At 53.3% G+C, this 21,059-nt stretch carries 17 protein-coding genes and 1 pseudogene; 5 read left to right on the top strand and 13 right to left on the bottom strand.

The window, feature by feature from the left end:
* Positions 1–8 precede the first annotated feature (8 nt).
* The 4 genes from tnpB to D886_RS0117260 all read right to left on the bottom strand — a co-directional run bounded on the left by tnpB (position 9) and on the right by D886_RS0117260 (position 3,483).
* Complete coding sequence (tnpB, locus tag D886_RS28605; RefSeq protein WP_027595099.1) at positions 9–344, bottom strand: IS66 family insertion sequence element accessory protein TnpB; 336 nt, start codon at positions 342–344, stop codon at positions 9–11.
* On the bottom strand, positions 341–658 hold the full coding sequence (locus tag D886_RS0117275) for a transposase (protein ID WP_027595098.1): 318 nt from the start codon (positions 656–658) through the stop codon (positions 341–343). Before D886_RS0117275 ends, tnpB begins: the two co-directional genes overlap by 4 nt.
* Positions 659–893: 235 nt before the next feature.
* The gene (locus D886_RS0117270; protein ID WP_027595097.1) at positions 894–2,060 is read right to left on the bottom strand and encodes a reverse transcriptase family protein; all 1,167 of its coding nucleotides are present in this window, start codon (positions 2,058–2,060) and stop codon (positions 894–896) included.
* Between the two features lie 163 nt (positions 2,061–2,223).
* Entirely contained in the window at positions 2,224–3,483 is a 1,260-nt protein-coding gene (locus tag D886_RS0117260) for a hypothetical protein (protein WP_027595096.1), read from the bottom strand.
* Between the two features lie 790 nt (positions 3,484–4,273).
* On the opposite strand from D886_RS0117260, the gene D886_RS0117255 reads away from it, so the two are divergent.
* Entirely contained in the window at positions 4,274–4,771 is a 498-nt protein-coding gene (locus D886_RS0117255; protein ID WP_230855423.1) for a hypothetical protein, read from the top strand.
* Between the two features lie 956 nt (positions 4,772–5,727).
* Here the strand turns inward: D886_RS0117255 and D886_RS27925 are convergent.
* On the bottom strand, positions 5,728–6,699 hold the full coding sequence (locus D886_RS27925; protein ID WP_081717514.1) for an Abi family protein: 972 nt from the start codon (positions 6,697–6,699) through the stop codon (positions 5,728–5,730).
* A gap of 68 nt (positions 6,700–6,767) precedes the next feature.
* Positions 6,768–7,175 carry a hypothetical protein gene (locus D886_RS0117245; protein ID WP_027595093.1) on the bottom strand — a complete coding sequence of 136 codons (408 nt, stop codon included), beginning with the start codon at positions 7,173–7,175 and terminating at the stop codon, positions 6,768–6,770.
* Between the two features lie 389 nt (positions 7,176–7,564).
* Between D886_RS0117245 and D886_RS0117240 the strand changes: the two genes are divergently transcribed.
* Together D886_RS0117240 and D886_RS0117235 are read left to right on the top strand one after the other, a co-directional pair.
* Positions 7,565–8,023, top strand: coding sequence for a hypothetical protein (locus tag D886_RS0117240; RefSeq protein ID WP_027595092.1), 459 nt, complete (start codon positions 7,565–7,567; stop codon positions 8,021–8,023).
* Entirely contained in the window at positions 8,020–9,054 is a 1,035-nt protein-coding gene (locus tag D886_RS0117235; protein WP_027595091.1) for a serine/threonine-protein kinase, read from the top strand. Before D886_RS0117240 ends, D886_RS0117235 begins: the two co-directional genes overlap by 4 nt.
* 549 nt (positions 9,055–9,603) lie before the next feature.
* Here D886_RS0117235 and D886_RS0117230 read toward each other — a convergent pair.
* From D886_RS0117230 to D886_RS0117215, 4 genes are read right to left on the bottom strand one after another with little or no spacing between them, the layout of a single operon-like run.
* On the bottom strand, positions 9,604–11,007 hold the full coding sequence (locus D886_RS0117230) for a tyrosine-type recombinase/integrase (protein WP_027595090.1): 1,404 nt from the start codon (positions 11,005–11,007) through the stop codon (positions 9,604–9,606).
* Positions 11,000–11,608, bottom strand: a complete 609-nt coding sequence (locus tag D886_RS0117225) for a hypothetical protein (protein ID WP_027595089.1) — start codon at positions 11,606–11,608, stop codon at positions 11,000–11,002. Before D886_RS0117225 ends, D886_RS0117230 begins: the two co-directional genes overlap by 8 nt.
* Positions 11,595–13,691 carry a site-specific recombinase gene (locus D886_RS0117220; protein ID WP_027595088.1) on the bottom strand — a complete coding sequence of 699 codons (2,097 nt, stop codon included), beginning with the start codon at positions 13,689–13,691 and terminating at the stop codon, positions 11,595–11,597. The genes D886_RS0117225 and D886_RS0117220 overlap by 14 nt, the downstream gene beginning before the upstream one ends.
* Entirely contained in the window at positions 13,678–15,951 is a 2,274-nt protein-coding gene (locus tag D886_RS0117215; RefSeq protein ID WP_027595087.1) for a hypothetical protein, read from the bottom strand. The genes D886_RS0117220 and D886_RS0117215 overlap by 14 nt, the downstream gene beginning before the upstream one ends.
* Before the next feature lie 88 nt (positions 15,952–16,039).
* Here D886_RS0117215 and hrpB point away from each other — a divergent pair.
* A pseudogene (gene hrpB / locus D886_RS27065) lies at positions 16,040–18,187 on the top strand (ATP-dependent helicase HrpB); the annotation flags it as partial.
* Between the two features lie 9 nt (positions 18,188–18,196).
* Here the strand turns inward: hrpB and D886_RS0117205 are convergent.
* From D886_RS0117205 to D886_RS0117195, 3 genes are all read right to left on the bottom strand, one after another.
* Positions 18,197–18,685 carry a hypothetical protein gene (locus D886_RS0117205; RefSeq protein ID WP_027595086.1) on the bottom strand — a complete coding sequence of 163 codons (489 nt, stop codon included), beginning with the start codon at positions 18,683–18,685 and terminating at the stop codon, positions 18,197–18,199.
* Positions 18,686–18,822: 137 nt separating this feature from the next.
* Complete coding sequence (locus D886_RS0117200; protein ID WP_027595085.1) at positions 18,823–19,353, bottom strand: hypothetical protein; 531 nt, start codon at positions 19,351–19,353, stop codon at positions 18,823–18,825.
* Positions 19,354–19,460: 107 nt separating this feature from the next.
* Positions 19,461–20,117, bottom strand: a complete 657-nt coding sequence (locus D886_RS0117195; RefSeq protein WP_027595084.1) for a YciC family protein — start codon at positions 20,115–20,117, stop codon at positions 19,461–19,463.
* Between the two features lie 166 nt (positions 20,118–20,283).
* Here D886_RS0117195 and D886_RS0117190 point away from each other — a divergent pair, with 166 nt between their 5' ends.
* On the top strand, positions 20,284–21,051 hold the full coding sequence (locus D886_RS0117190) for a DUF2076 domain-containing protein (RefSeq protein ID WP_027595083.1): 768 nt from the start codon (positions 20,284–20,286) through the stop codon (positions 21,049–21,051).
* Positions 21,052–21,059 lie beyond the last annotated feature (8 nt).

Below are 21,059 nucleotides of genomic sequence, written 5' to 3'. Positions count from 1 at the left end.
AGACGGGACTAAATCACTGTAATTGCGCCGTTGGCGCCAACCCGCTGCCATGGCAAACCGAGCACCAACGCTTGCAGTTGTTCAGCGTCGAGTTCGACTTCCTGGCCGCGATGAGTGCCGGGCCAGTGAAACTTGCCTCGGTTCAACCGGCGTGCGGCAAGCCAGATGCCCACGCCATCGTGTACCAACACCTTCATCCGGTTGGCGCGGCGGTTGGCAAACAGATAGGCGCAGTGCGGCTTCGCCGCACCGAACACCGCCACCACGCGGGCCAACGCAGTTTCGGTGCCAGCGCGCATGTCCATCGGCTCGGTGGCGACCCAGATAGCATCGATGCGGATCATTGCGAGAGGCCACGGATGAAGCGTGCGCAGCCGTCTGGGTCGGATACGGGCCATTTGACCGTGATGTATTTGTCGCCCAGCGGCAGTGCGATAGACACCGCTTCATCAGTGTGCCGTTTAGGCATCGGTTGCAGCGGTACAAACGCCGGAAGTGGCACGACGGGTTTCTCACGGTATATCGGCAGCCACTTGCGAATCACGTTGGCGTTGATGCCGTGGCTGATGGCGACGCTGGAAACTGAGGCACCGGGTTGCAGGCATTCCTGTACGACCTGGGCCTTGAAGGGTTTGGGGTAGGAGCTTCGTTGGCGCATGGAAATCCTAGCGATTAGAGTGATCGCGTCCGCTTAAAAATAGGCGGACACCATCGCCCTTAATTACGGATTTCTGAATGTGTGTTCGCTGGCCGCTTACAGAGGGTCGACTCGAACAGCGGATAAAAGCCCTATGCTGTTTAACCTTTTCAGCCAGCTCCGGTGATGTTCAATGGTGCCATGCGACAGATATCTGGAGGATAATCCGGTCTAGGAGCGGAGATAAGGGCGGCGCTTAGGGGAATAGCACATGATCAACCTCTTTCTTGGAGCAGATCTCCTTGAGCCTCGCTCCATGCACCTTGGCCCAGTGTGGCTCAATGCTGAAACCGTAGGCGATCTTCCCGCTGATGTGGTTAATCAACCCCTGAAGCGATTGAAAACCACGATGCCTAGCATGAGTCATCGCGTCGATATTAGGGTGGGCCAAGTAGTAGAGGTGATCGCTGACATACTTCTTGTAGGATTTCGTAAGCCGGGGTCTATCGCCGTCGACTAACAGTCCTAGGACGATCTTGCGGGCCCCCGGTGGAACAATTTTCGTCTTGGCCTCGTTAAGCCAAAACCCTTCCTCAATCAAGCACGCATTGATCATCTTGATGTGTCTGGTCGCCAGTGACCTGTCAAAAGCATTTTTTGATGAGAACACCAGATCGTCCGCATATCGGGAGTAAACTAGCTCGTTTTCCCGTGCGTAATCTTGCAGGCTCTCATCCAAGGACTGCATGACAAGGTTGGCGATTCGCGGAGAGGTGGCGGCACCTTGGGGTAGATGGCCAATACGAGGGTCGCCAGAGTAGGGGAGCCCTGCAGGAAGTGCGGTGTTACCGAACCTTCGATCCGGGTTGCCGCTTTTACGTACGCGCGTGCAAAGCCTGGCAAGCTCGAATGCCACGAGTGGTTGGTATCCGAATGACCTGAAAAGCTTATAAACCCGTGGTTCAAGGATCGATTCGAAGAAGTTAGTGAGGTCGAGCTTGATCAGCCATTCAGCCCCGCAATGGAGCTCGGCTGACTCCAACACCCCGTGGCGTTTGTCATAGGCGTAACTGGCCTCGTGGGGATCAACCTTCGACAGAATGTGGGTATTTATCCATCGTTGCACCCGGAGTAAGTCTTCACTGGGCGCACAGATCCACCTGAAGCGATCTGGGCTATGACCCACATTGGCCTTTTTAAGCTTGAAGACGTTGTACGCCTCTGCCCTGTAGGTTCGGCTGATCGTTCGATGCAAAAATGGGTAGGGAACACCCGCCAGGTGGGCGAGGTGGTTCAGGGTGAGGATGGGAGGGCAACCGTGTTCCATCTGCTTTGCCGTCTGCACGGCATTCTGCAGTATGTCCCTAGGCACACCAGCCTTACGACCCGTGGTTAAATAAAGCTGAGAGCTCCAGCGACTCATCTACCTTTAGATTCCGCCCTGGCGGATGGAAGCCTTCTGGCGCCAGACTTCGATAGCGAACATCATGAAGGCTGCCAACCTCCAGCAGGCGTGAGATCGTTCGACGGTAAGCATAATTTGCTCCCAAAACGCCCCGCGCAACGCGCGGGAATACTAGATTCCGCTACTGCGGAGCCCTCAGCTGCGTTGGATAATACGAAGTGAAGGGGGCTGGGGCTACCAAAAACTTTTTCCCCTGGCGACGGAGGTAGCGGATGGCTCTATGTCCAGCTAGGGTCAGTGCTCCAGTTTGTGTCAGCCAGCCCCTTTTGACGGCACGGTCTTTTGCGGCTATCAGGGCGTCCAGAGACAGCGGCAACACCCGGCGCAGCTCTGCTATACGTCGTTTGCCCTGCGAGTGAGCGAGCAAAATAATGATTGCGGATTTGCTCTGATCGCTTGACCTCTGAAAACGATAGGATTTTGAGATTTCCGGGGCGTTCAGCTCGTCTAGTGCGTGACGGATCACTTTCTTCATGTCGACCTCGGTCGACCGCCAAAGGGTCTCAGTGACACGCTTGGGAAATAGAGGCGCCCATTTCTTCGCACCTGTGGTCTTCGAGGAAACGAAAATGGCTGGCATGTTGTTCGGAGCACCGTGTTCGAACGCCATAAGGGCTGCTGTGTTTTTCCAACCCAATGGGTCTTTGCTGTGTCCCCCATATTTCTTGCATAGTTCAATCATGTCATCGAGGTCTTCACCAAAGCTATTGTGAAGTGTAGGGCATTCTGTGACGACCTTAACTTTGGGCGCGAACCTATGCTGCTCAACTTTTTTTATGCCCTGCGTGGAGCCGCTGTAGGCTAATACCCAGAAGCTGATAAATTTCCCGGAGTACCAGCTTCTGATCGAGGCCACATTCCACATTGAGTCCAGCATGGCTGATGCCCGATCCCCACTGCCAATGAAGTCCGTTAAAATTACAAAATGCCTGACCTGAGAGTTTCTAACGTTGTCTGCCGCTGGCTGTAGCAAGAACCGTGTAGGGTTTGAGCGGCTAAGCGAGCTTGCAATCAGGGTTACTAATGTTTCACTACCTAGGTCTTGTGTTTTATACGTGAGCGACTGAACGGCATGCACTGCAGCGCCGTAAGCTCGCAAGTGCTTTTTCTTTGACCTGGGGTTATAGGTCTTGACTGATTTGTAGATGGGTGGAGGCAGCTCCGCTGTCGTGGGCTGCAGCTCTCGCTCAATGAACAGGGCCGAAGTAGATTTTGGCGGGAGTGTTCTCTTGATTAAATTAAATAGGCTTTGCTTGAACTCATTAAGTGGGCAGTAGTTGACAGAGTCGAGTAATTTTTCCGCTAATTGACGGTCGTTGGCATTGTTGTCGAACTGGCTGAGCCAAAGCTGCGTTTTTTCTTGTTCCTTCAGTGCATGCACGGCGCTAGTCCCTTATTCAATGCTTGTGGCTGATAGGCGTCCGGTGCACACAGTTGTTGTGGATGTGCTGGCGAAGCTTCGGAGCCAACCGGCTGTCCTGGATAGGTTTGCTCACCTCATGGCTCCGTGTCCGGGTTTTGGAGTGCATGATGAGGCCCGGTCGATTGCTGAGTCCAGCGGTGCGGTAGGGCGGAGATTGGTTGATTAGGTGGATTGCTCGTTGCTGATGACTGCGGCTGTGGCTTGCCTCTCTGAAGGTGGTGGGTCTCCAAGGAGCGGGATGGTAGCTAGGGGAGGCGACTTCGGACAAATCAGTCTTGGGAGGTGCTTCAGTAAAGTTCAGGCGGGACAGGATTACTGGTAGGAGAGGGGGCGTGGCATCGGGGGCTGAGCTACTGGGAACTGCTCAAAAGCGGGATAGTAGATGTGAATGGGTAGGGCTACTAATCTGGAGGCTAGGGGCTACGGGGCCTTCAGGTTTGATAGTAGGGTTTCCATTTGGACTGGCGGTAGTTTATGAGATATGAGCGTGCGTGAAAGTGTGAGTTGTGAAGTGTCCTACAGGAGGCCGGGCTTTGCCCGGCCTCCTGTAGGACAGAAAAAAACAGTACCCGATCGTCTTTTCTAGTTAGCCATCTGTCAAGAATAAAGTCAACTGGGTGCCTTTTATTTTCAAGTTTAACCATCTACTTGGTCGAGGCAGTGGCGAAAGGGGGCAATCAGAACAGTTTGAGAAACTGTGGCAAAATAAAGGCACGCCCGCAGGGGACTGCCACTGGATGAAGACCACTTGACTGCATTGATGCCCCTTGCGCCGCTGTTTGACTACGCGACCCTAGACATAGAGCTCTGCGTGCCGCACCCGGTCACCGGCTTGCTCACCTATGGCTACATCGAGCCCTACGCGAGCCGTAACCTTACGGTGCCTGGCGGCGAGATCTACCTGCGGGTAGGCAAGCACCATGGCTTCAGTAAGGGCTTTGGTGTTCGCCATATTTGGGAGGGGCATGGTCACGAGCTGGCCAAGGTTGGCTGCTCTGTGATCGAGGATGTTCCAACCTTTGTGGCCGGTATCTTGTCGCAAGGCGCGCAGATTCTGTGTGAGGGATACCAGACCCGTGATGGCTACCGCTTGACGATCGTCAGGGGTGCGAAGGGGGTGGTTATTCTGTCGCCGCAGCTGGATGCGGCTGGCGAGAATTTCTACTCTGTGGTGACGGCGTACAAAGTCTTGAAAAAGCAGAGTGCAATGAAAGTGGGCACCCTGAAAGCAAAAAAGACGCCCTAGGCGCCTTTTTAGAGAAGTCATTGAGGGCTGGTAGTCGCAGCGCTTGCTTAGCACGTCCAGGCAAAGCTGCCTGAAAGGGGTCGGAAGCTAACCATTGTTGCCGGTTACCGCTACCGCACAGGTGGCGACCTGCGCAATCCACACTGATCTGTCGATATCGCCATGAGCCAGATCAGCCCTGCTCTTATTGAGCCCTCGGTGATCATTTTTGAGCAACGGGCGGCACTATGTCAACCACTTAAAGTGGAAAGCCTCGGCAGCTGCCGGCGTTTTGAGGGTTGAAAGCCTGGTCAAGTGGCTTGACGCCGAGTCCGTCTCAGGCCGCTGCAAGCCACGGGCGATGAGGTCTTGAACGTTCTCAGGATGAGCGCTCGCGGGACGAAATCGTCGGAGTATGGCGCAGTGTTGAACTCCACATGTCGTGGAGTCGACAGTGTCAGATGGCTATCATCTCGGGAGTCCTTCCAGCTCTCTTTAACGCGGGAGTGCTCGATTGCCTTGTAGGTCATGCTCTGTATGGGTCGCTGCTTCGGACTCGGAGAGGCCGTGCTAAAGAGGTTGGACAATCAGGCCCTGGATCATCCCTTTTGGGTGTGGATGTCTATCGAGCGGGGAGATACCCGCTAGAAATGGGGTGGGCAGGGCCGCCCAAGCGATGGGTTAAACTCGCATAGGCTGGAGCTCTTTGGAGGATTACAGCCTTGGAGGCTTGTCTGATTCCCCCTAGGGATGGTAGCCTAGAAGGGCTTGGGTGTTGACCTCGGTATTTTTTCGCCTAAAAATAGAAAATATCTATCAGGTTGTGTTAGGTCTATAGCTAGACTCGTCGTTTTTTTTGACATAGTATTCCTCTCGTAGGCGCTTGGAGCAAATCGTCAGCAGGTTAATAGCACCACTGAAGATCCAAGGGCAATGAGAAGCATGAAAAGGCCATCCCTAAAGGGTGGCCTTTTCTTTTATTCGGGATAAATGTGCCCGATTACGCTGCCTTTGTGCATCAGCTGGAAAGGCATTCGCTCCTGGAGGAGGGGTTTCATCCTCCGAGTTTTAGCCAGGCTACTAATAGGGTAGGCTCGTGCGGCTCTTCCTCGCTTAAATTGGTCTAAGCCCGCCTGGGTCAGTAAATAGCTCGTCTTTTTGTGAAGGTCACTGCTTTGATGATCTGCAGCACGCTCGGGCGACATCCAATACAGAAGCTGCGTGATACGATCATAAATTATTTGTAGTCTGACGAGCGCTTCTGTTTCGTTAACGGGAGCTAAATACTCGATCCGCGGTGTTACTCCCCTAATCGCCCGAATTTCTTCCGGCATGTCCTTGATCTTCCAGATCGGTTCGAAGTGAGCAGCTCGGTTTCGGATATCTCTCACGGCATTGAGCCGTTCATAGATAGTACCAATGCGTGCTTGATTCCAGTAATTGGCAGTGGCCGCATATCGGTGCTTTGAGAAAATTTGCGGAATCAGCGTTTTCCACGGCAGATTTAGATCCAGCAGTGGAGCCCAGAAGCCAAAGGTCATGCTTGAGACAACATTATTAGGGCTTACAAAGTGTGGCTTCGGAGTGTAAATTTTTCGCTGGCTACGCTGATCATAGCGAGCATCATGCGTGATTGCTTTTACCTTGTCCTCGCTCTTGCCTCTCAAGTTCGCATGACTGTACCAGTCATTTGAATCTGGCGAGCCCACATAAGGCCACTGTACGATATGGGCGTGCTGGCTAAGGTGTAAGTGAAATTTGTTGCGCAGCGTTACCTCAACGCTTCCAATCAAGCGAAGAAAGTTGCTTCCGAGCACCTCATTCCAGCAGTAAATGCCGTAAAGCTCTTCGTCATTGGCTGGATTGAAGAACTGTCGATATGTCGACAGGCGAGGTACGGAAATAGCATCAAGAGATGTAATTATGTTGCAGGGAGTTGGATTGTACATTTCTTATTAACTGCTGTTTAATTCCGCTTGGTACTGTGCTTCTGCCTGGGGGCAGTTAGCGGCAGCAGTCATGATAAGCGACGCTTGTCTCTTATCTGCGGTTTTTTGCTGGCCTTGGCGTCATCAAGGTCTTCTTCTTCGATTTCGTCCTCGAAATCAGCCTCTACGCCCGTTTCAAAATCAATTTTTTCGGTAAGCTGCCGAATTAGGTTGTTAGGAGCTTTTCTCCAGTTCCTTACAAATCGCTCATCAGCGAAAGCGAAGCTATCGTCCAAATCGATAACTGTGAGTCCTCTGTTCAGGCACTCAGTCGTAAATGCCTCTACGTCCATGGTCGACAGCCTGCTCACGCCCAGTAATTGCTTGAGGCTCTCTCGAGAGATCAAGAATTTGCCAAGCGTTTTGCCACCAAAGGTTTCTGTATAAATTTTCTGTTTAAGCGCGGTGGCTACTAAGCCGATGCGAGTCGAGTCCATGGAGTACCTGTTAAGTCTTGCCGTCTTACCGTGTTGCGCTACTTGCGAGGCTTGCGTTAATTTCTGATAGCGAATTTACACCTAAAAATTGGATTGTCAAAGCCTATGGTGGTTTTTTTTCGCGATAGGCGGCTAATTCCAATCTTTTGCCGCAAAAAAACCATTTGATGGCCATTCCGTGCCACTGAAATGGGGTGGATCTTCGACAAGGAGGGACGGAAAGGCCCGGTGTCGAGGTAGGTGTCGCCCATGGCACGTGCATGACGCTGCTTCGGGCGCGGAGCGGCCGCCTACCTACCCAAACTAGGATGCCAAGGGCTTATGGTCGGTTCTAGCGATCTGATGCTAGGGTTAGCACTCCACCGACTCCACAGTACGCAGGGAGCGCTATGCGATCACTCGGAATCCGCGCCGAGCCCAAAAAGGCGACCTTCGTCATTTACGACGATGAAGCGATGCAAATCTTGAACGTCGAATCCTTGGTAATCCCGCAAATTCTGAATAAGCCAGAGCAGCTCAAATTTGCTCGTCACAGCATCCTCGACATCCTTCGGGAGTACCAGGTGGACGTAGCTGGCATCCGGGTCGCAGAGGGCAACTCTCAGAACCAGGATGCTGACCGGCTGTACCTGGAAGCCGTCTTCATGGAGTCGTTCGCAAGTAGCAGCATCAAAGGCTACTTTGTGGGGCGCAAGACCAGCATTGGTGCCCGGCTGGGTATCACCGCAGCAGAGTTCGCCTCGATCGTAAAATGTGAATCCGAGCTTGAGGGCGTCAAAGGTTGGCCGCCAGGAAAGGCTGCGGCAGTTCGTGAGGCCATCCTCGTTGCTGTAGGAGCGACTCGATGATCATCCCTTACCAAACGGCGCAGGTGTCCTTCAAGAAGCAGCAACGCATTGGCGAAAACGGCGAGAACTCAGAGGTGTACGTCGTCCATGACGAGCACCTGGATGCCGAGCTTGTGATCAAACAGGTCAAGACTGACGGGTTCAATGAAGAGCGTTACCTGCTCGAAGCTCAGCTGCTGTACAAGAGTGTCCACCCCTACGTCGTGCAGGTTCTATACGCCTGCAAAGATGCTCAGCACATCTTCATCGCCATGCCCTATTACCGCAGAGGATCTCTTCACCAGGTCGTAGAGGCGGAAGGGCTGACTTGCAGGCAGCTGATTCGCTACTCCATCCAATTCCTGAGTGGCCTCAACAACATCCACTCCAAGGGGCTGCTCCACTTCGATATCAAGCCAGACAACATCCTGATCTCCGATACAGACGAGGCTCTGTTGTCCGACTTTGGGTTCTCGAAGAACATGGATGACGATGGCTTTGCAACGCCTGAGCTCAGCTACCGCCTGCATCTGCCGCCCGAAGGATCGGTGACCAGTGACTTCAACAACAGTGCGGACATTTATCAGGTCGGCCTGACCTTGTACCGCCTGCTGGCTGGACTGGACTCGCTGCAACGCCAGAGAGACTCGTTCAAGCTGGGCGCTGAGTTGGCGCGTGCCCAGCGCACAGAAACCTACCCAGACCTCAAGCAATTGCCGCTTCATGTCCCGAAGAAACTGAAGAGCATCATCAAGAAGTGCTTGAGGTACGACCCTGACTCGCGCTATCAATCAGTAATGGATCTACTGAATGATCTGTCGTCCATCGAAGATGTAGGCCTGGATTGGCGCTTCTCCACCGATGGGGGCGTCCGGCGTTGGGAAAGCATTTCGTCGGATGGAACAGGTCTTTTGGTAGAGGTGGCCGATAATGGCCAATGTGTCGCCTCGAAAAAGACGTCGGGCGGCACATATCGCAAGAAGCCCAAGCTCTGCGAAGAGAACGTAACCTCGGAGCGGATTCATGAAATCCTCATGTCATCAGAGTGGTAAGCCGGCAGGCAGGAAGGATGGGGACGGTTACCTGACCAGATCCCAGATCTCCACGGGACGTAGCCAGACAAGCTCCGGTCGCGCTCGCTCGTCCGTGCCTCTGGTGAAAGTCGAAGACCTTATTGGTGACTCGAAGATCGTCTATCACGAGCGTTAGCCCCACCGGGCTTGCACGATTTGTGTGTGAGCCTTGCGTCCACCGCATCGTCCGACGCATTCCCTAATTAGGTGCTTGGCTTTTGCTCCTCCTTGTGGACGATGGAGCGCGCTGCAGACCTAGTCAGCAATCAAAAAGGGCTAGGGGTTAAGCTCGTATTGCGTCCATGCAGTTTGTTGACGGCTTAGCAACAGAATGCAGGTCGTCGACTGCGCTGCAGCCCATGCCATAGCTGGTCGCTAATACGGGCTCGAAGGGGCCGCCTATGCCTCTAGTTCAACAAGCTACCAATTTTAGAGGAGCTATCAGCAAGTCTGCGCCCAGGCAGCAGGAAAAGCCCGGGGCAGGTGGGGATCAACACACTCTTTCAACTTTTTTTGAATCTAGTAAGGTTACTTCGTTTTTTTAATATCGTGCCTAGAAAGCTCCAAGTCGCGTAACGCCATCAGCTCATCGCTTCGACGAATGAACTCGGGATGAGTAATTAAGTTGTTTTTAAACTCGTTATAAAGCGCGTCGGATTTTTCTTGGTATAGACTCAGCGTTGAGGCTCTGTGTACACCTTCGGCTGAATCGCCTATGCCTTTCTCTCCCTCAAAGACAGTAGTCAAGTACTCTCTCAGAGATTCGATGCTCTTGTGGCCTGTCCATTGACGGACTTTTCTCAAGAAGTCCTTATCACTGATCAGGGCGGCTTCGAATTCATCTTTACTATTGAATTTGTGGCGTTCTACAAGTAGCGTAAAAAGATTTGTGATGAATGCGTGGCGGAACATGTGCGCGCATGCTTGCTCTTCAATTCCTGCCGCTGATCTCACTTTGAATATTATCGAGGTGACTGTCTCAATCGCGATAGGGGCGCCTGTGGTTTCAGAGATAAACAAATAATCGTTTTTATTTTCCGGGTGTTGCTTCTCTATCTTACGTCTTTCCGCAAGATATATTTTTACATCGTTTAGTGCGATAGCGTTGATAGGTATTTCACGGATAAATATCTCGCCCCGTTTAAGTGTGACTAAGCGTAGCATAGGGTACTTCATGAGTTGGGCTTCTCGCAAAGCAGTCAAAGTCAAAGAGGCGATTTCCGCTCTTCGAGCTCCTGTGTGCTGCAGAAGAGTAATCAGTGCCAAGTGCCTGGCTCTCAGAAAACTGGATCGGCTATTGTCACGGATTGCTTGTTCCATTTTTTCAATGTTGTGTTTGGGTATAGGGCTTCGAGTATGCTCCCGATGCGGTAATGGGAAGGAGTGGTGAGATTTCGTGAGAATGGACTTTCGGGCGTTTTTGAAATTTCTAATAATTCCTTCTGTGGTTATTCTGATGGTTCCGCTTTCGGATACAAAGTTCGGATCACCATGAAACCTTCCAACCCAAGCTAGAAACTTTAAGCATTCTCTTCCGATATTGATTGTAGTGTTGTCTTTTCTTTTAAGTCTTCCCGGCTTGTTGGGTTTTAGCTCCACAATTAGCTCAATTATGAAGTCTTCGAAAAATTTATCATCGATGTGGTAAGGATCAATCCCGTGAAGCCAGCATCGTTTAAGTAGGAGGCTTATATTGCTTGCATACTGTCCTATAGTTCCACCTTTACTATCTGGTCTTCTCCCGTCAGCGGATATCTGCGTGTGCAGGCGCGATAGATCTAGCAAGTAAAGATTTGCTATGTGACAGGGCTCGTTATTAGGCCAGCTTATAAAGGGGAATCTATAAAATTGGCAGCTTCGCACGCTACGTGGCGTGACGCGTTGGAACAAATTGACATAATCAATTGTTTCAACCAGGAAATTATCAGTCATTTTCCCTTTCCTTGGGCTTTATTGGCACCACCGTCGCTGTGGAAATTGCTGGTATTTTATAAGCTTCTGGGTTGAGGCTGGTGATCGCCGTTATTCTCTTCAAGATTGCGGACATTCGAGTCTGGCGCGTAAATTCATCCTGGGCGCTGACGATACCATCTAACTTACTTCTCACGTCCGATAGGGTTTGCAGTAATATTAGATTTGAGCGTTTCTGGATATCTAACTCTATATGGAGATCTTCCACTTTTTGAGATAATGCATCTCTGCTGCGATTGTTTTTGGGTTGTGGCTTGTTTTTTTCTTTATGGATGGCCTGTGCTGCGCTTTTGCGTAAGCTATCGATAGCTGCAAAGCCGCCAGGAAGCCTTTCTTCGCTTCGCTGCTTAAATGTATTTAGGCTGAGCGAAAATATGTGAATGTCCTCATCCTCGGAGGTTTTTTGCAGCGAGAGCTTGGCTAGAGATGTTTGGCTAACCAAGCAACTAATTATAACCTCGTCCTCGAGGTACTTGGATGGCGTTGCTATTATCGAAAATAGGAGCCTCCTGGTATTTTCAATGGATTCGGTTTGTGAATCTTTCAGCTCATCCCGTTTCATTGCTCTTCCTCACTACAGTAAAGATTTCGACACGAAAGCCATTGTCATCTTCCAAAAATTGAGGTTCGATAGTCAATTGACCTCCCTCTATTAGAAACTCCAAGTACTCGGTGAGCTGTTCGGCATCCATGATGGAGACATTTCGGGTGTTAAATGTTTCCTCGATTAGCTCAATCACATCTGTGTAGTGTGTGGCTCCTCCTGTTGTTATGCGCTCACTAAGGGCTTGAGATAATGTATTTTGAAGTTCCTTACCTGGAAGTTCTTCAGTAATGTAATTCCAGATATGCTCAGGGTCAGTATGTCCGAACATCCACTGTAGAATTCCGATGCTAGCGGCATGGCCGCAGTTAAGGAACACCAAAGCAAAAAAACGTCTTAACTGATGTTGACGAATATAAAATCGACGGCCAAGCTTGTCTGTGTCGACTTGAAAATAATCGCAGAACAGGTCTATATTCTTGTAATACAAATACACATCGCATGCTGTTAACTGGCTCGTGCCAAATATGCCAGGTGATGAAAATAAAGGCAGTTTTTCTTTGATGTAACCTATTTGGGTCAGTTCATGTTGGAAATGGATAATCTCTTGGATCATCTCTGCTGCGAGAGGATCGATAGGTCTAGCGTTTCTTGACCGTCGGCCCTGAAGGCTGCGGGTGGATTTGGAGAGGGGTGCAATAAGATAATCATGATTTTCGCTCAAGCACGTTTCTGGGTCGAGACCTCGTAGTTCGGAACCTCGCTTCGCCATGGTAGCCCCGACGACTAACTGCACCGCTCCAAAATAGACGGCAATAAGCTCGAGTAATCCCTTGTTGTTCCGTAAGCGGGTAAAATATATTTCTTTTGATTCTTTTAGCTCTGACCCCGGTTCGTTGCCAGCGGAACGGGTTGACAGACCTAGTTGACTTACGCCAGCTTGAGCGATAGATGGTTCAAGAAGAGAAACAATAGTCTCATCTGAAATGCTTGTAATGCTAACACTATTCTTAATGGAGTATTTGGCGATATTTACATAGCTTTGCAGCAGTTTAGGGCCATGCTCATAATGAAATTCGATGCCTTTCTGGATGGCATTGAATATGATTGGAGTTGGAACGTTTTTGAAGCGACCCATTGTTGTGCCTGAGACCTTGTATATGGCCAACTCTCTGAGATCATTCAGGCTGGGAAGGGAGAGGCCTAGTTTGATAATTTTCTGCAGGCTGACGAAACAGGATCGGTAAAGCACTAATTCCCGCTTGGTCATGCGGTCACGATTGCCGTTAGTAACTGGAACACTGTCCAGTTCGCGCATGAAGCTTTCCTTCCGCCAAACAAACCCCAAAATACGATGGGTAGGCTTAAAGCGCTTTTTTCCCGCGAGCGTGTTCTTATATAACTCGGCGCTAATTTTAACGGAGCTAACATTATGGCCGCCAATAGGAACGCTGTGGTACATGTCGCTTAAAAATAATGCGGCCCTTACTCTCGGGATCATCTCGACTGGGATGTCAAGCTTGTTGTCCTCTAGCTGAATAGGGCTAATATCGCTTAGCGCGGGATTGTTTAACAAGCATTCATCAATAGCTGTCGGGTCAGTATTTTCGAGGGTTTTGACGCAGTATTCCTTCAGGCGGCGGTTCCAATCATAGGTACTAACCGCAACATAACTGCTGGAGCCAATCTGATCAATGATTTCACACATGATTTCATACGTAAGCGCTGCAAGCCCGTACTCAATCAGCTGCAGTTCCTCGGCGCACTGAAGAATATAGTCGATAAGCGTAAGTGTGCGGCGGAAATCTATCGCTTGCGTTTGCATTCCGTTAGTGTGGTTCGTAGTTGCTGAATTTTGGGTTGAGGCAATAATCCAACATTTTAAGGATTTCAAAAGTCCTTCGTTACATGGGTCTGTAAGGCATGACCCATCATACATAAGTACTTTCCAGTCAAGCTCCTGGTCTCTCGCGAACGAGAAGTTATATTTCCAAACATGAGCATCAAAACTTGAAACGAGCCAAGGCGCAGACATAAAATCACCCAGCTCACGTTTTTTAAACAAGCTAGCAAAGTGTGCGAGATGTTCAGGGCGCTGCATGAATCATTTCCCTATATACGCCTGGGTCACAGCTTTTCAACGCTGCATTCAAGTGGCTGCGTAAATCATTGTCGCGGCATTTTTTAATGTAATTCTCAACTGCATCACAAACTGATGCCCAATATTTTGCCAAACCCCTAACTCTAGTTGGAGTAGGGCTTTGCCTAATAGCCTCGCGTATTGATATCAGCGCACTCATGCTTTCAGCTGATACTGATACACCTACCTCGACAATCTCACCTTGCGCTATTTTATTCTCTTCTAAGTTTCTGAGGTTTTCAGGCGCTTCTTTCAAAGCATACCGGCTCAGGAAATTATGTAGCTGGTCGATAGTTTCAAATTTCGTTGCCTGCAGGAAGTATCTGCTTTCTTTCATTGCTTCGCAAATGATGCCTTTCTGGAAAATTCTCACGTATCGCGTGGCAAAAAAATCATAGATCGCGGTGGGGAGGTATGAGTCGAGTAGATCCTTTGAGAAAAACGCGTGTCCGAGCTTTTTCGCCAGGCGAGTTAAGCTATGATTTTGGATGTAGTCGGCCACAGCTGACTGAGCTCGAACCCTAGATATACAAAGCTTTTTAATGAAATCTACCAAGTCTTCGCCACGTTTATGCGTGAATGGTGAAAGTTTAGCGATAAAAAGCTCTCTGGTGCCTTTATGCTTTTTCACTGCGCTGCTGTTTAATGCGTTGCTATTGGCGACCTGGGGGTAGTTGAAGCTTGAGCCAGAGGTTAAGAAAAGTTTTTGCCAATTGGGATCGCCTTGTTTTTTTAGATAGACACGCAGAGGGTTTGTGATTTCCTCCACGATACGAACGAGAGCTGCTGCTCGAGGCGATAGAAGGATTTTCTGTTCCGAATGCTTGCTGCCGCGTCGGTCTTTGAATCCTGTCAACTCATAGCCTTTGTCGGTTTTAATGAAAGAAACTCTCGTGTCTCCATCCCAAATAGCCAGGTCGTCTAAAAATGAAGTTGTGATTTCAGGATGGTAAAGCGTCAAGAGGCACTGAAAAGGAAATAAAGAGAAAGTTGTTGGCAATCCAAGGAATTCAGCTAATGCTGGCAGTCGCTGTGTGTACCTGCTACGCGCATCATCTGTAGTGCACAATCCCTCTTTTTCAAAGGTGTGACAAATATCTTGAATGCCAGTTTTTTCGAAGCTGTCGTAGTGCCGTGATCCTCTATAATGGTTCCTAAGGATGCTTCCTGTTTTTGCCTCTCTTAGTCTGCGACGTTGTGCTCTGCGGATTTTTAAGGCTTCCGAGATGCCATATTTTTCTACGGTGCGTAGATCAGACTTTATCTCCCCATATAACAAATCGATGGCTTGTATATCGCTTACATGGAGAGGGACTTCAGTAAGTAGTTTGTCTTTTATTTGTATGCCATGCTTGTTGATTTTTATATTTTGCTCGGCGCCCGGCTTGCTTTTTATTGGAGGCAAAACAATGACGCTTTCGTCTGCATTCCATATTCGAGGTTTGAGTAAGGCTCGAATAATAATGACGCGTAGGGCGCGCCAAGAGCGAATATTGGAGCTCTGATCTTCGTTTCTTTCCCATTCCGTGGTCTGATAGTGCCAGAAAAATTCTTCGAAGAATCCTTCCATCATCTCGTGAGATTTGAAAGCTTGTGGGGGGAATCGAAAAGCTTCTTTAGAAATGAAAGCGGCCAATTTATTGATCATGCCGCTGGAGACCTTGCAGATTTTTAAACAATCACGCCGGATGGCTTCATGGAATTGAGATGTAAACTGTGAGCCATGGGAGCCATACATATCCACCAGCTTGAGATAGACTGTCTTTCCTTTTTTTGCCTTAACAGGCCAGCATCCCCAGAACGATGCCGTTTCTGGATCGATCTTGGGTTTTGATTCATTCCAAGTGTAGTTGTAGCCAGACTCAGCTCCGCTTGACCGGATCACCGACTGAAGGCCTGGAACCTTGTCGATCAAAGTTGTAATCATTTGTCCGAGAGCCAATGAACGCAATCTGATCGACTCTGCGGCTAGGTCAATCAACTCACCAGATCTCAGGTGTCCGTAGAAAGATTCGACAAGCCAACGGAGTTTAGCGGCATCGAGACTGGCAAGCGACAAGCGTTCGCCTAGGCAGTGACAGTGACAGTCGAACAGCTGGAGGGCAGTTCGCTTGTACTTCTCAGCTTTGATGGGCGCCTGTAGAAGCATGAGCGCCAGGTCTTCGTCGATGGCCTGTAGCGGGTAGTCCAAGAGGTAGGCGCTGCTTTTGATAATTGTCAAGGTTACGCTCGCTTCGGAAGACTGGCATGATCCCCTGAGCGTAGCCCTTGTGTTGATTTTGACAAGATGACAAATCAGCAAACTCGCCGAACGCAGCCTGGACGCTGACCTGGCCCTGGCCTTGAGCCTCAATGGGCGTGAACTGCTACGTGACGAACCGCCCCTGAAAATCTTGCTGATGTCGGCGACGCTGGAGGGCGAGCGGCTGTCGCGGCTGCTCGACGATGCGCCGGTGGTCAGCAGCGAAGGCCGCATGTACCCGGTGGATATCCGCTGGGGTCGGCCGTTCCAGCCGGGCGAGTTCATCGAGCCGCGGGTCGTCGAGTGCGTGCTCCATGCGCTGGCGGATCAGACCGGCAGCGTGCTGGTATTCCTGCCCGGCCAGGCCGAAATCCGCCGCGTTCATCAGAGCCTTCAGGCCATGCTGGGCGAACGTTCCGACATCCTGCTTTGCCCATTGCACGGCGAGCTCGACCTCAATGCCCAGCGTGCGGCGATCGACCCAGCCCCTGCCGGCAAGCGCAAAGTGGTGCTGGCCACCAACATCGCCGAAACCAGCCTGACCATCGACGGCGTGCGCGTGGTGGTTGATGCCGGCTTGGCACGGGTGCCGCGCTTCGACCCCGGCAGCGGCATGACGCGGCTCGACACCCAGCGTATCTCTCGCGCCAGCGCCACCCAGCGCGCCGGCCGGGCTGGCCGCCTGGAACCGGGGGTGTGCTACCGGCTGTGGTCCGAGGCCCAGCATGACCAGTTGGCGGCGCATGGCAGCGCAGAAATCCTCCAGGCCGACCTCGCCGGCCTGGCCTTGCAACTGGCCCGGTGGGGCGTCACGCCTGATCAACTGCGCTGGCTGGACCAGCCGCCCGCGGCGGCGTTCTCCCAGGCCCAGGACCTGTTGGCACGGCTAAGTGCCTTCAAGGCGGGCAGCCGCGACAACCTCAGCGAGCACGGCCAGGCCATGGCCGAACTGCCGGCCCACCCACGTATCGCCCATTTGCTGCTGCGCGGGCAGGGTCTGGGCTTGGCGGCCATGGCCTGTGATGTCGCGGCCTTGTTGGGTGAGCGTGATATCCAGCGCGGGGGTGGCGCCGACCTGCACAGCCGGCTGGCACTGATCAGCGGTGAAAGCAAAACAGCCCGAGGCGGGCAGGGCGGCGTGCAGCGTGCGCGGCAGTTGGCCCGCCAGTACCGTGGGCTGCTGCGTGGCAAGGCGGGTGCCGGGGTTGCCGACCCTGATCATCCACGCTGGTTGGGTGCACTGTTGGCGCTGGCCTACCCAGACCGGGTTGCCCAGCAGCGCCGCGAGGGCGGTGCCGAGTATCGCCTGGCCAATGGCCGCGCGGCCCTGTTCGCCGAGGTTGATGCCTTGATGAAATGCCCCTGGCTGGTGATTGCCGACCTGGGCAGCCGCCAAGGCCAGCGGGAAGAACGCATTTACCTGGCGGCCGAGTTCGACCCCGCACTGCTGGACGACGTGCTGGCCGAGCAGGTCGAGCGTATTGATATCCTCGACTGGGACGACCGCGAGCAGGTGCTGCGCGCCGAGCGCCAGACCAAGGTCGGCGAACTGGTGCTCAGCCGCGAGCCGTTGCCTGGCCTGGACGACGACGCCCGCGCCAGAGCCCTGCTCGGCCTGGTACGGCGTAAAGGCTTGAATCTCCTGACCTGGACACCCGAGTTGCGCCAGTGGCAGGCGCGGGTGGCGTTGTTACGTCAGCTGGACCTGGACAAGACCGGGCAAAGTGAATGGCCAGATTTGAGCGACGAAGCCCTGCTGGCGACCCTGGAAGGCTGGCTGCAACCCTACCTGGGCAAAGTGTCCCGCTTGAGCCATTTTGCCGCGTTGGACCTGTCGTCGATGCTGCGTAACCTCTTGCCATGGCCTTTGCCGCAGCGCCTCGACGAATGGGCGCCGGCACACCTGGCCGTGCCGTCCGGCTCGCACATACGGCTGGACTACAGTGAAAACCCGCCCATCCTCGCCGTGCGCCTGCAGGAGCTGTTTGGCCTGGCAGACACGCCACGCATCGCTCAAGGGCGACAGCAGGTCAAGTTGCACCTGCTATCGCCAGCACGCCGGCCCGTTCAAGTGACCCAGGACCTGGCCAACTTCTGGCGCACGACCTATGCCGAGGTGAAGAAGGACCTCAAGGGCCGTTATCCCAAGCACTATTGGCCGGATGACCCGCTGGTGGCCGAGGCCACGGCGCGGGCCAAACCGCGGGGTACCTGAGCTACTGCCTCAACCGATCTGCTTGAGCAGGAAAGGGGCGACCACGCCCTGATCTACGTTGAGAAATGCAATCCCGTCCCCGTTGTAATGCTGATCATTGTGCATGGCGCCAACCCGGTGGCCCCTGTGGTCACGTAGATAGCAAACGAGGCCTTCCTCGGTCATGTGCAAGGGTTCGATTTTCCAGAAGTCGGTCACCTCGGCGTTCCAGTAAAAGCCGAGGTAGCCGTTGCGGCTAACACCCAGTTTCTTGGTGCGCGGATACCATGGAATGCAGAGGTGATAATGCAGTCGATCCTCGGTCTGGGAGTCGAAATGGAAGTCCACAGTTGGCGAATCTTCTCGTCCTCCAACTTGCAGCCAGTCCTCTTCGGGTGTGCCCCAGGTGGGATTGTCGCTGCTGCGGCTCAACCGCAGCGCAATATTGCGACCGCCAGACCGCATGTACAATTTGCCGCGAAACGACTTTGCGTGGCTCGCCTGGATGTCTTCGTCCATGGTGCTTTCTCGTGTTCAATTGAGGAAGCACGCACGTTAGGCAGGCATGGCAGGCGGGGGCAGCGTGAACCTTTTCACGGCTGTTCTGCGCTACCCGAAGCGATGCGTAGAAACAGACTGAAAGTTCTGCCTGTCGCTTAGGTGCGAACCCGGGTGAGGCGGAAAATGGATTCTTTACCCTCAAGCACTCTCAGGTAAGAAAAGTTAGGTGCGGTCACTTTGGGGTTGTGGTGGAGCCTAACCGAATGGCCTTGATGGTCGCGCCAACGGCATATCAAGCTGTCGTCGCTCCAATGCAGCGGTTCAAGCTTGAAGGGGTCGGACACGCTGGCGTATTGGTACAGTCCCAGATAACCGTTGCGGCTGATCCCCATCGTCTTGTCGTGGTCCGCTCCACTGCCGGTGATCATGAAGTGCAGGCGATTCGACGTTTTCGAGTGAAACAGAAAACGAAAGACGCTGGCAGGCTGCTGATGGCCAGCAATTACCCAATCACTTTGGCCGCTTATCACCTTCTGGTCGGCGTCTTTGAACAGGCTGAGGTAGACGGATTTGAACGTCTCTTGCGCAACGTTTTCGAGCGGGGTTGCCGAGTCGAGTACCTGGAACGTGCCGAGGAAAATCTCGGCCTGTTCTGCCCAGTGGGTGTTAGCCGTGGTAGTGGACATGGAGGCTCCGTGTTGGAAGGTCGGGAGCCACCACGGTCACTGATGTTCGACAATGCTGGCAGCCTGCAGGTTTTCCACGGAGCCCGCTTTGTGCGAGGTGCCTGGCATCAGGCGCCGGCATCAGCCTCCAGCAGCGTGAACAGGCGGTACAGCACCACGGTGCTGAACAGCTGCAAGAAGCCGCTGAGGCTGTCCATGGCCAGTTCCATGCCGGGGGACGGCTCTGGGAAAGCCATCAGCAGCAGCCCGTCGATCAGCCAGATCGGCGCCAGCACCGCCAGCACGCAAATCATGATGCGCAGGAAGTTGCCGGTGGTCATCCGCGCACTTTCGCGCATCGACTGCACCACCGGCAGGCCCCGCAGTACCAGCAGGTACTCGGCGAACACCAGGTTGATCATGATCCACACGCCCGGGAAGATGAACAACGCCAGGCCGGCCATGATCAGCAGGGAGCTGATGAGAATCAGCAGGGCCAGCTGCGGCCACAGTTGCACGGCCCGGGCAAACAGGTCGCGCTTGGCGATCTCCTGGCCATTGCTGCGGGTGTCGAGGTAAAGGATCAGCGCCGCGCTGTACAGCGGGTACAACAGCAAGCTGACCAGCATGCCGTAGGCCGGCGACGCCTGGTCGCCCATTTGCCGGTACAGCAGCTGGGTGAGCAAGGCTTCGAGCACCACCAGCGGCAGGCACAGCGGGAGGATGTTCGGCAGGTGGCGGCGGAAGAAGTACAGGGAGTCGCGCAGAACGCTCAGCGGATTCATCGGTCAACATCGCATGGCAGTAAAAGCAGGGGTGTACTTTAGCCCAAAGCAGGCGTGTAGCTGTCACTTGCTGAAAAAAGTTTCACCGCCGAGGTGATTGAATCCAGTGCCTGAACGCCCCATCTTTGACGCTGTCCGTTGTCCCGCTTCCCCATGAGGTAGCTTCATGAACACTGAAGAACAAACCCTGATCGATAGCCTGTTCGGCCGCATCAAGCAAGCGGAAGACCCGAGCCAGCCGCGCGACGCGCAGGCCCAGGCGTGCATCGAAGCGCATGTGCGTCAGCAGCCGGCAGCGCCTTACTACATGGCCCAGGCGATCCTCGTGCAAGAAGCCGCGATCAAGCGCCTTGACGAGCAGAACAAGCAACTGGAGGCGGAGCTTCAGCAAGCTCGCGCACAGGTCGAAGCCAGCCGCGCCGGTAACAGCAGCCCCACCAGCAACGGTGGCGGTGGTTTTCTGTCGAGCATCTTTGGTTCGGGTGGGCGTAACACGCCACCGGCCGTGCAACCGCAGCGCCCCTCGGCGCCCGTTGCTGGCGGGGGTGGCTGGCGTGAACCGTCGGCGCCGGGCTTTAGCCCGCAGCAACCGCAGCAACAGCAGCAAGCTGGCTTCGGCGCAGCGCCAGCGCGAGGGGGCGCCAGCAGCTTCCTCGGCGGTGCGATGCAGACCGCTGCCGGCGTGGCCGGCGGGGTGTTGCTGGCCCAAGGGATCAGCAGCCTGTTCAACCACAACTCGCAGCCAGAGGAAGTGGTGGAAGTGATCAAGGAAGAGCCGACACCGGCCAGCGACAGCGGCGGCTGGAACGACCAGGGCGGGCAGCAGCAGGTGGCCGACAACGGCGGTTGGGGCAATGACCAGGGTGGTTACGCCGATACCGATTACGGCGGTGGTGACGGCGGGTTCTTCTCCGACGACGATTCCTACGTCTGACGGGTCTG

This window comes from Pseudomonas sp. LAIL14HWK12:I7 (assembly GCF_000483465.1).
GTDB lineage: Bacteria > Pseudomonadota > Gammaproteobacteria > Pseudomonadales > Pseudomonadaceae > Aquipseudomonas > Aquipseudomonas kermanshahensis.
The sequence above is the reverse complement of the archived record's forward strand: the minus strand, read 5'-3'. Positions and strand labels throughout refer to the sequence as shown.

What these genes read in the sequence shown, in the direction of transcription:
- tnpB (WP_027595099.1), bottom strand. Translation starts at nt 344, where the DNA reads ATGATCCGCATCGATGCTATCTGGGTCGCCACCGAGCCGATGGACATG.
- D886_RS0117220 (WP_027595088.1), bottom strand. Translation starts at nt 13,691, where the DNA reads ATGCAGCGCCCTGAACATCTCGCACACTTTGCTAGCTTGTTTAAAAAA.
- D886_RS0117225 (WP_027595089.1), bottom strand. Translation starts at nt 11,608, where the DNA reads ATGAAACGGGATGAGCTGAAAGATTCACAAACCGAATCCATTGAAAAT.
- D886_RS0117235 (WP_027595091.1), top strand. Translation starts at nt 8,020, where the DNA reads ATGATCATCCCTTACCAAACGGCGCAGGTGTCCTTCAAGAAGCAGCAA.
- D886_RS0117205 (WP_027595086.1), bottom strand. Translation starts at nt 18,685, where the DNA reads ATGGACGAAGACATCCAGGCGAGCCACGCAAAGTCGTTTCGCGGCAAA.
- D886_RS27925 (WP_081717514.1), bottom strand. Translation starts at nt 6,699, where the DNA reads ATGTACAATCCAACTCCCTGCAACATAATTACATCTCTTGATGCTATT.
- D886_RS0117190 (WP_027595083.1), top strand. Translation starts at nt 20,284, where the DNA reads ATGAACACTGAAGAACAAACCCTGATCGATAGCCTGTTCGGCCGCATC.
- D886_RS0117275 (WP_027595098.1), bottom strand. Translation starts at nt 658, where the DNA reads ATGCGCCAACGAAGCTCCTACCCCAAACCCTTCAAGGCCCAGGTCGTA.
- D886_RS0117195 (WP_027595084.1), bottom strand. Translation starts at nt 20,117, where the DNA reads ATGAATCCGCTGAGCGTTCTGCGCGACTCCCTGTACTTCTTCCGCCGC.
- D886_RS0117270 (WP_027595097.1), bottom strand. Translation starts at nt 2,060, where the DNA reads ATGAGTCGCTGGAGCTCTCAGCTTTATTTAACCACGGGTCGTAAGGCT.
- D886_RS0117200 (WP_027595085.1), bottom strand. Translation starts at nt 19,353, where the DNA reads ATGTCCACTACCACGGCTAACACCCACTGGGCAGAACAGGCCGAGATT.
- D886_RS0117245 (WP_027595093.1), bottom strand. Translation starts at nt 7,175, where the DNA reads ATGGACTCGACTCGCATCGGCTTAGTAGCCACCGCGCTTAAACAGAAA.
- D886_RS0117240 (WP_027595092.1), top strand. Translation starts at nt 7,565, where the DNA reads ATGCGATCACTCGGAATCCGCGCCGAGCCCAAAAAGGCGACCTTCGTC.
- D886_RS0117230 (WP_027595090.1), bottom strand. Translation starts at nt 11,007, where the DNA reads ATGACTGATAATTTCCTGGTTGAAACAATTGATTATGTCAATTTGTTC.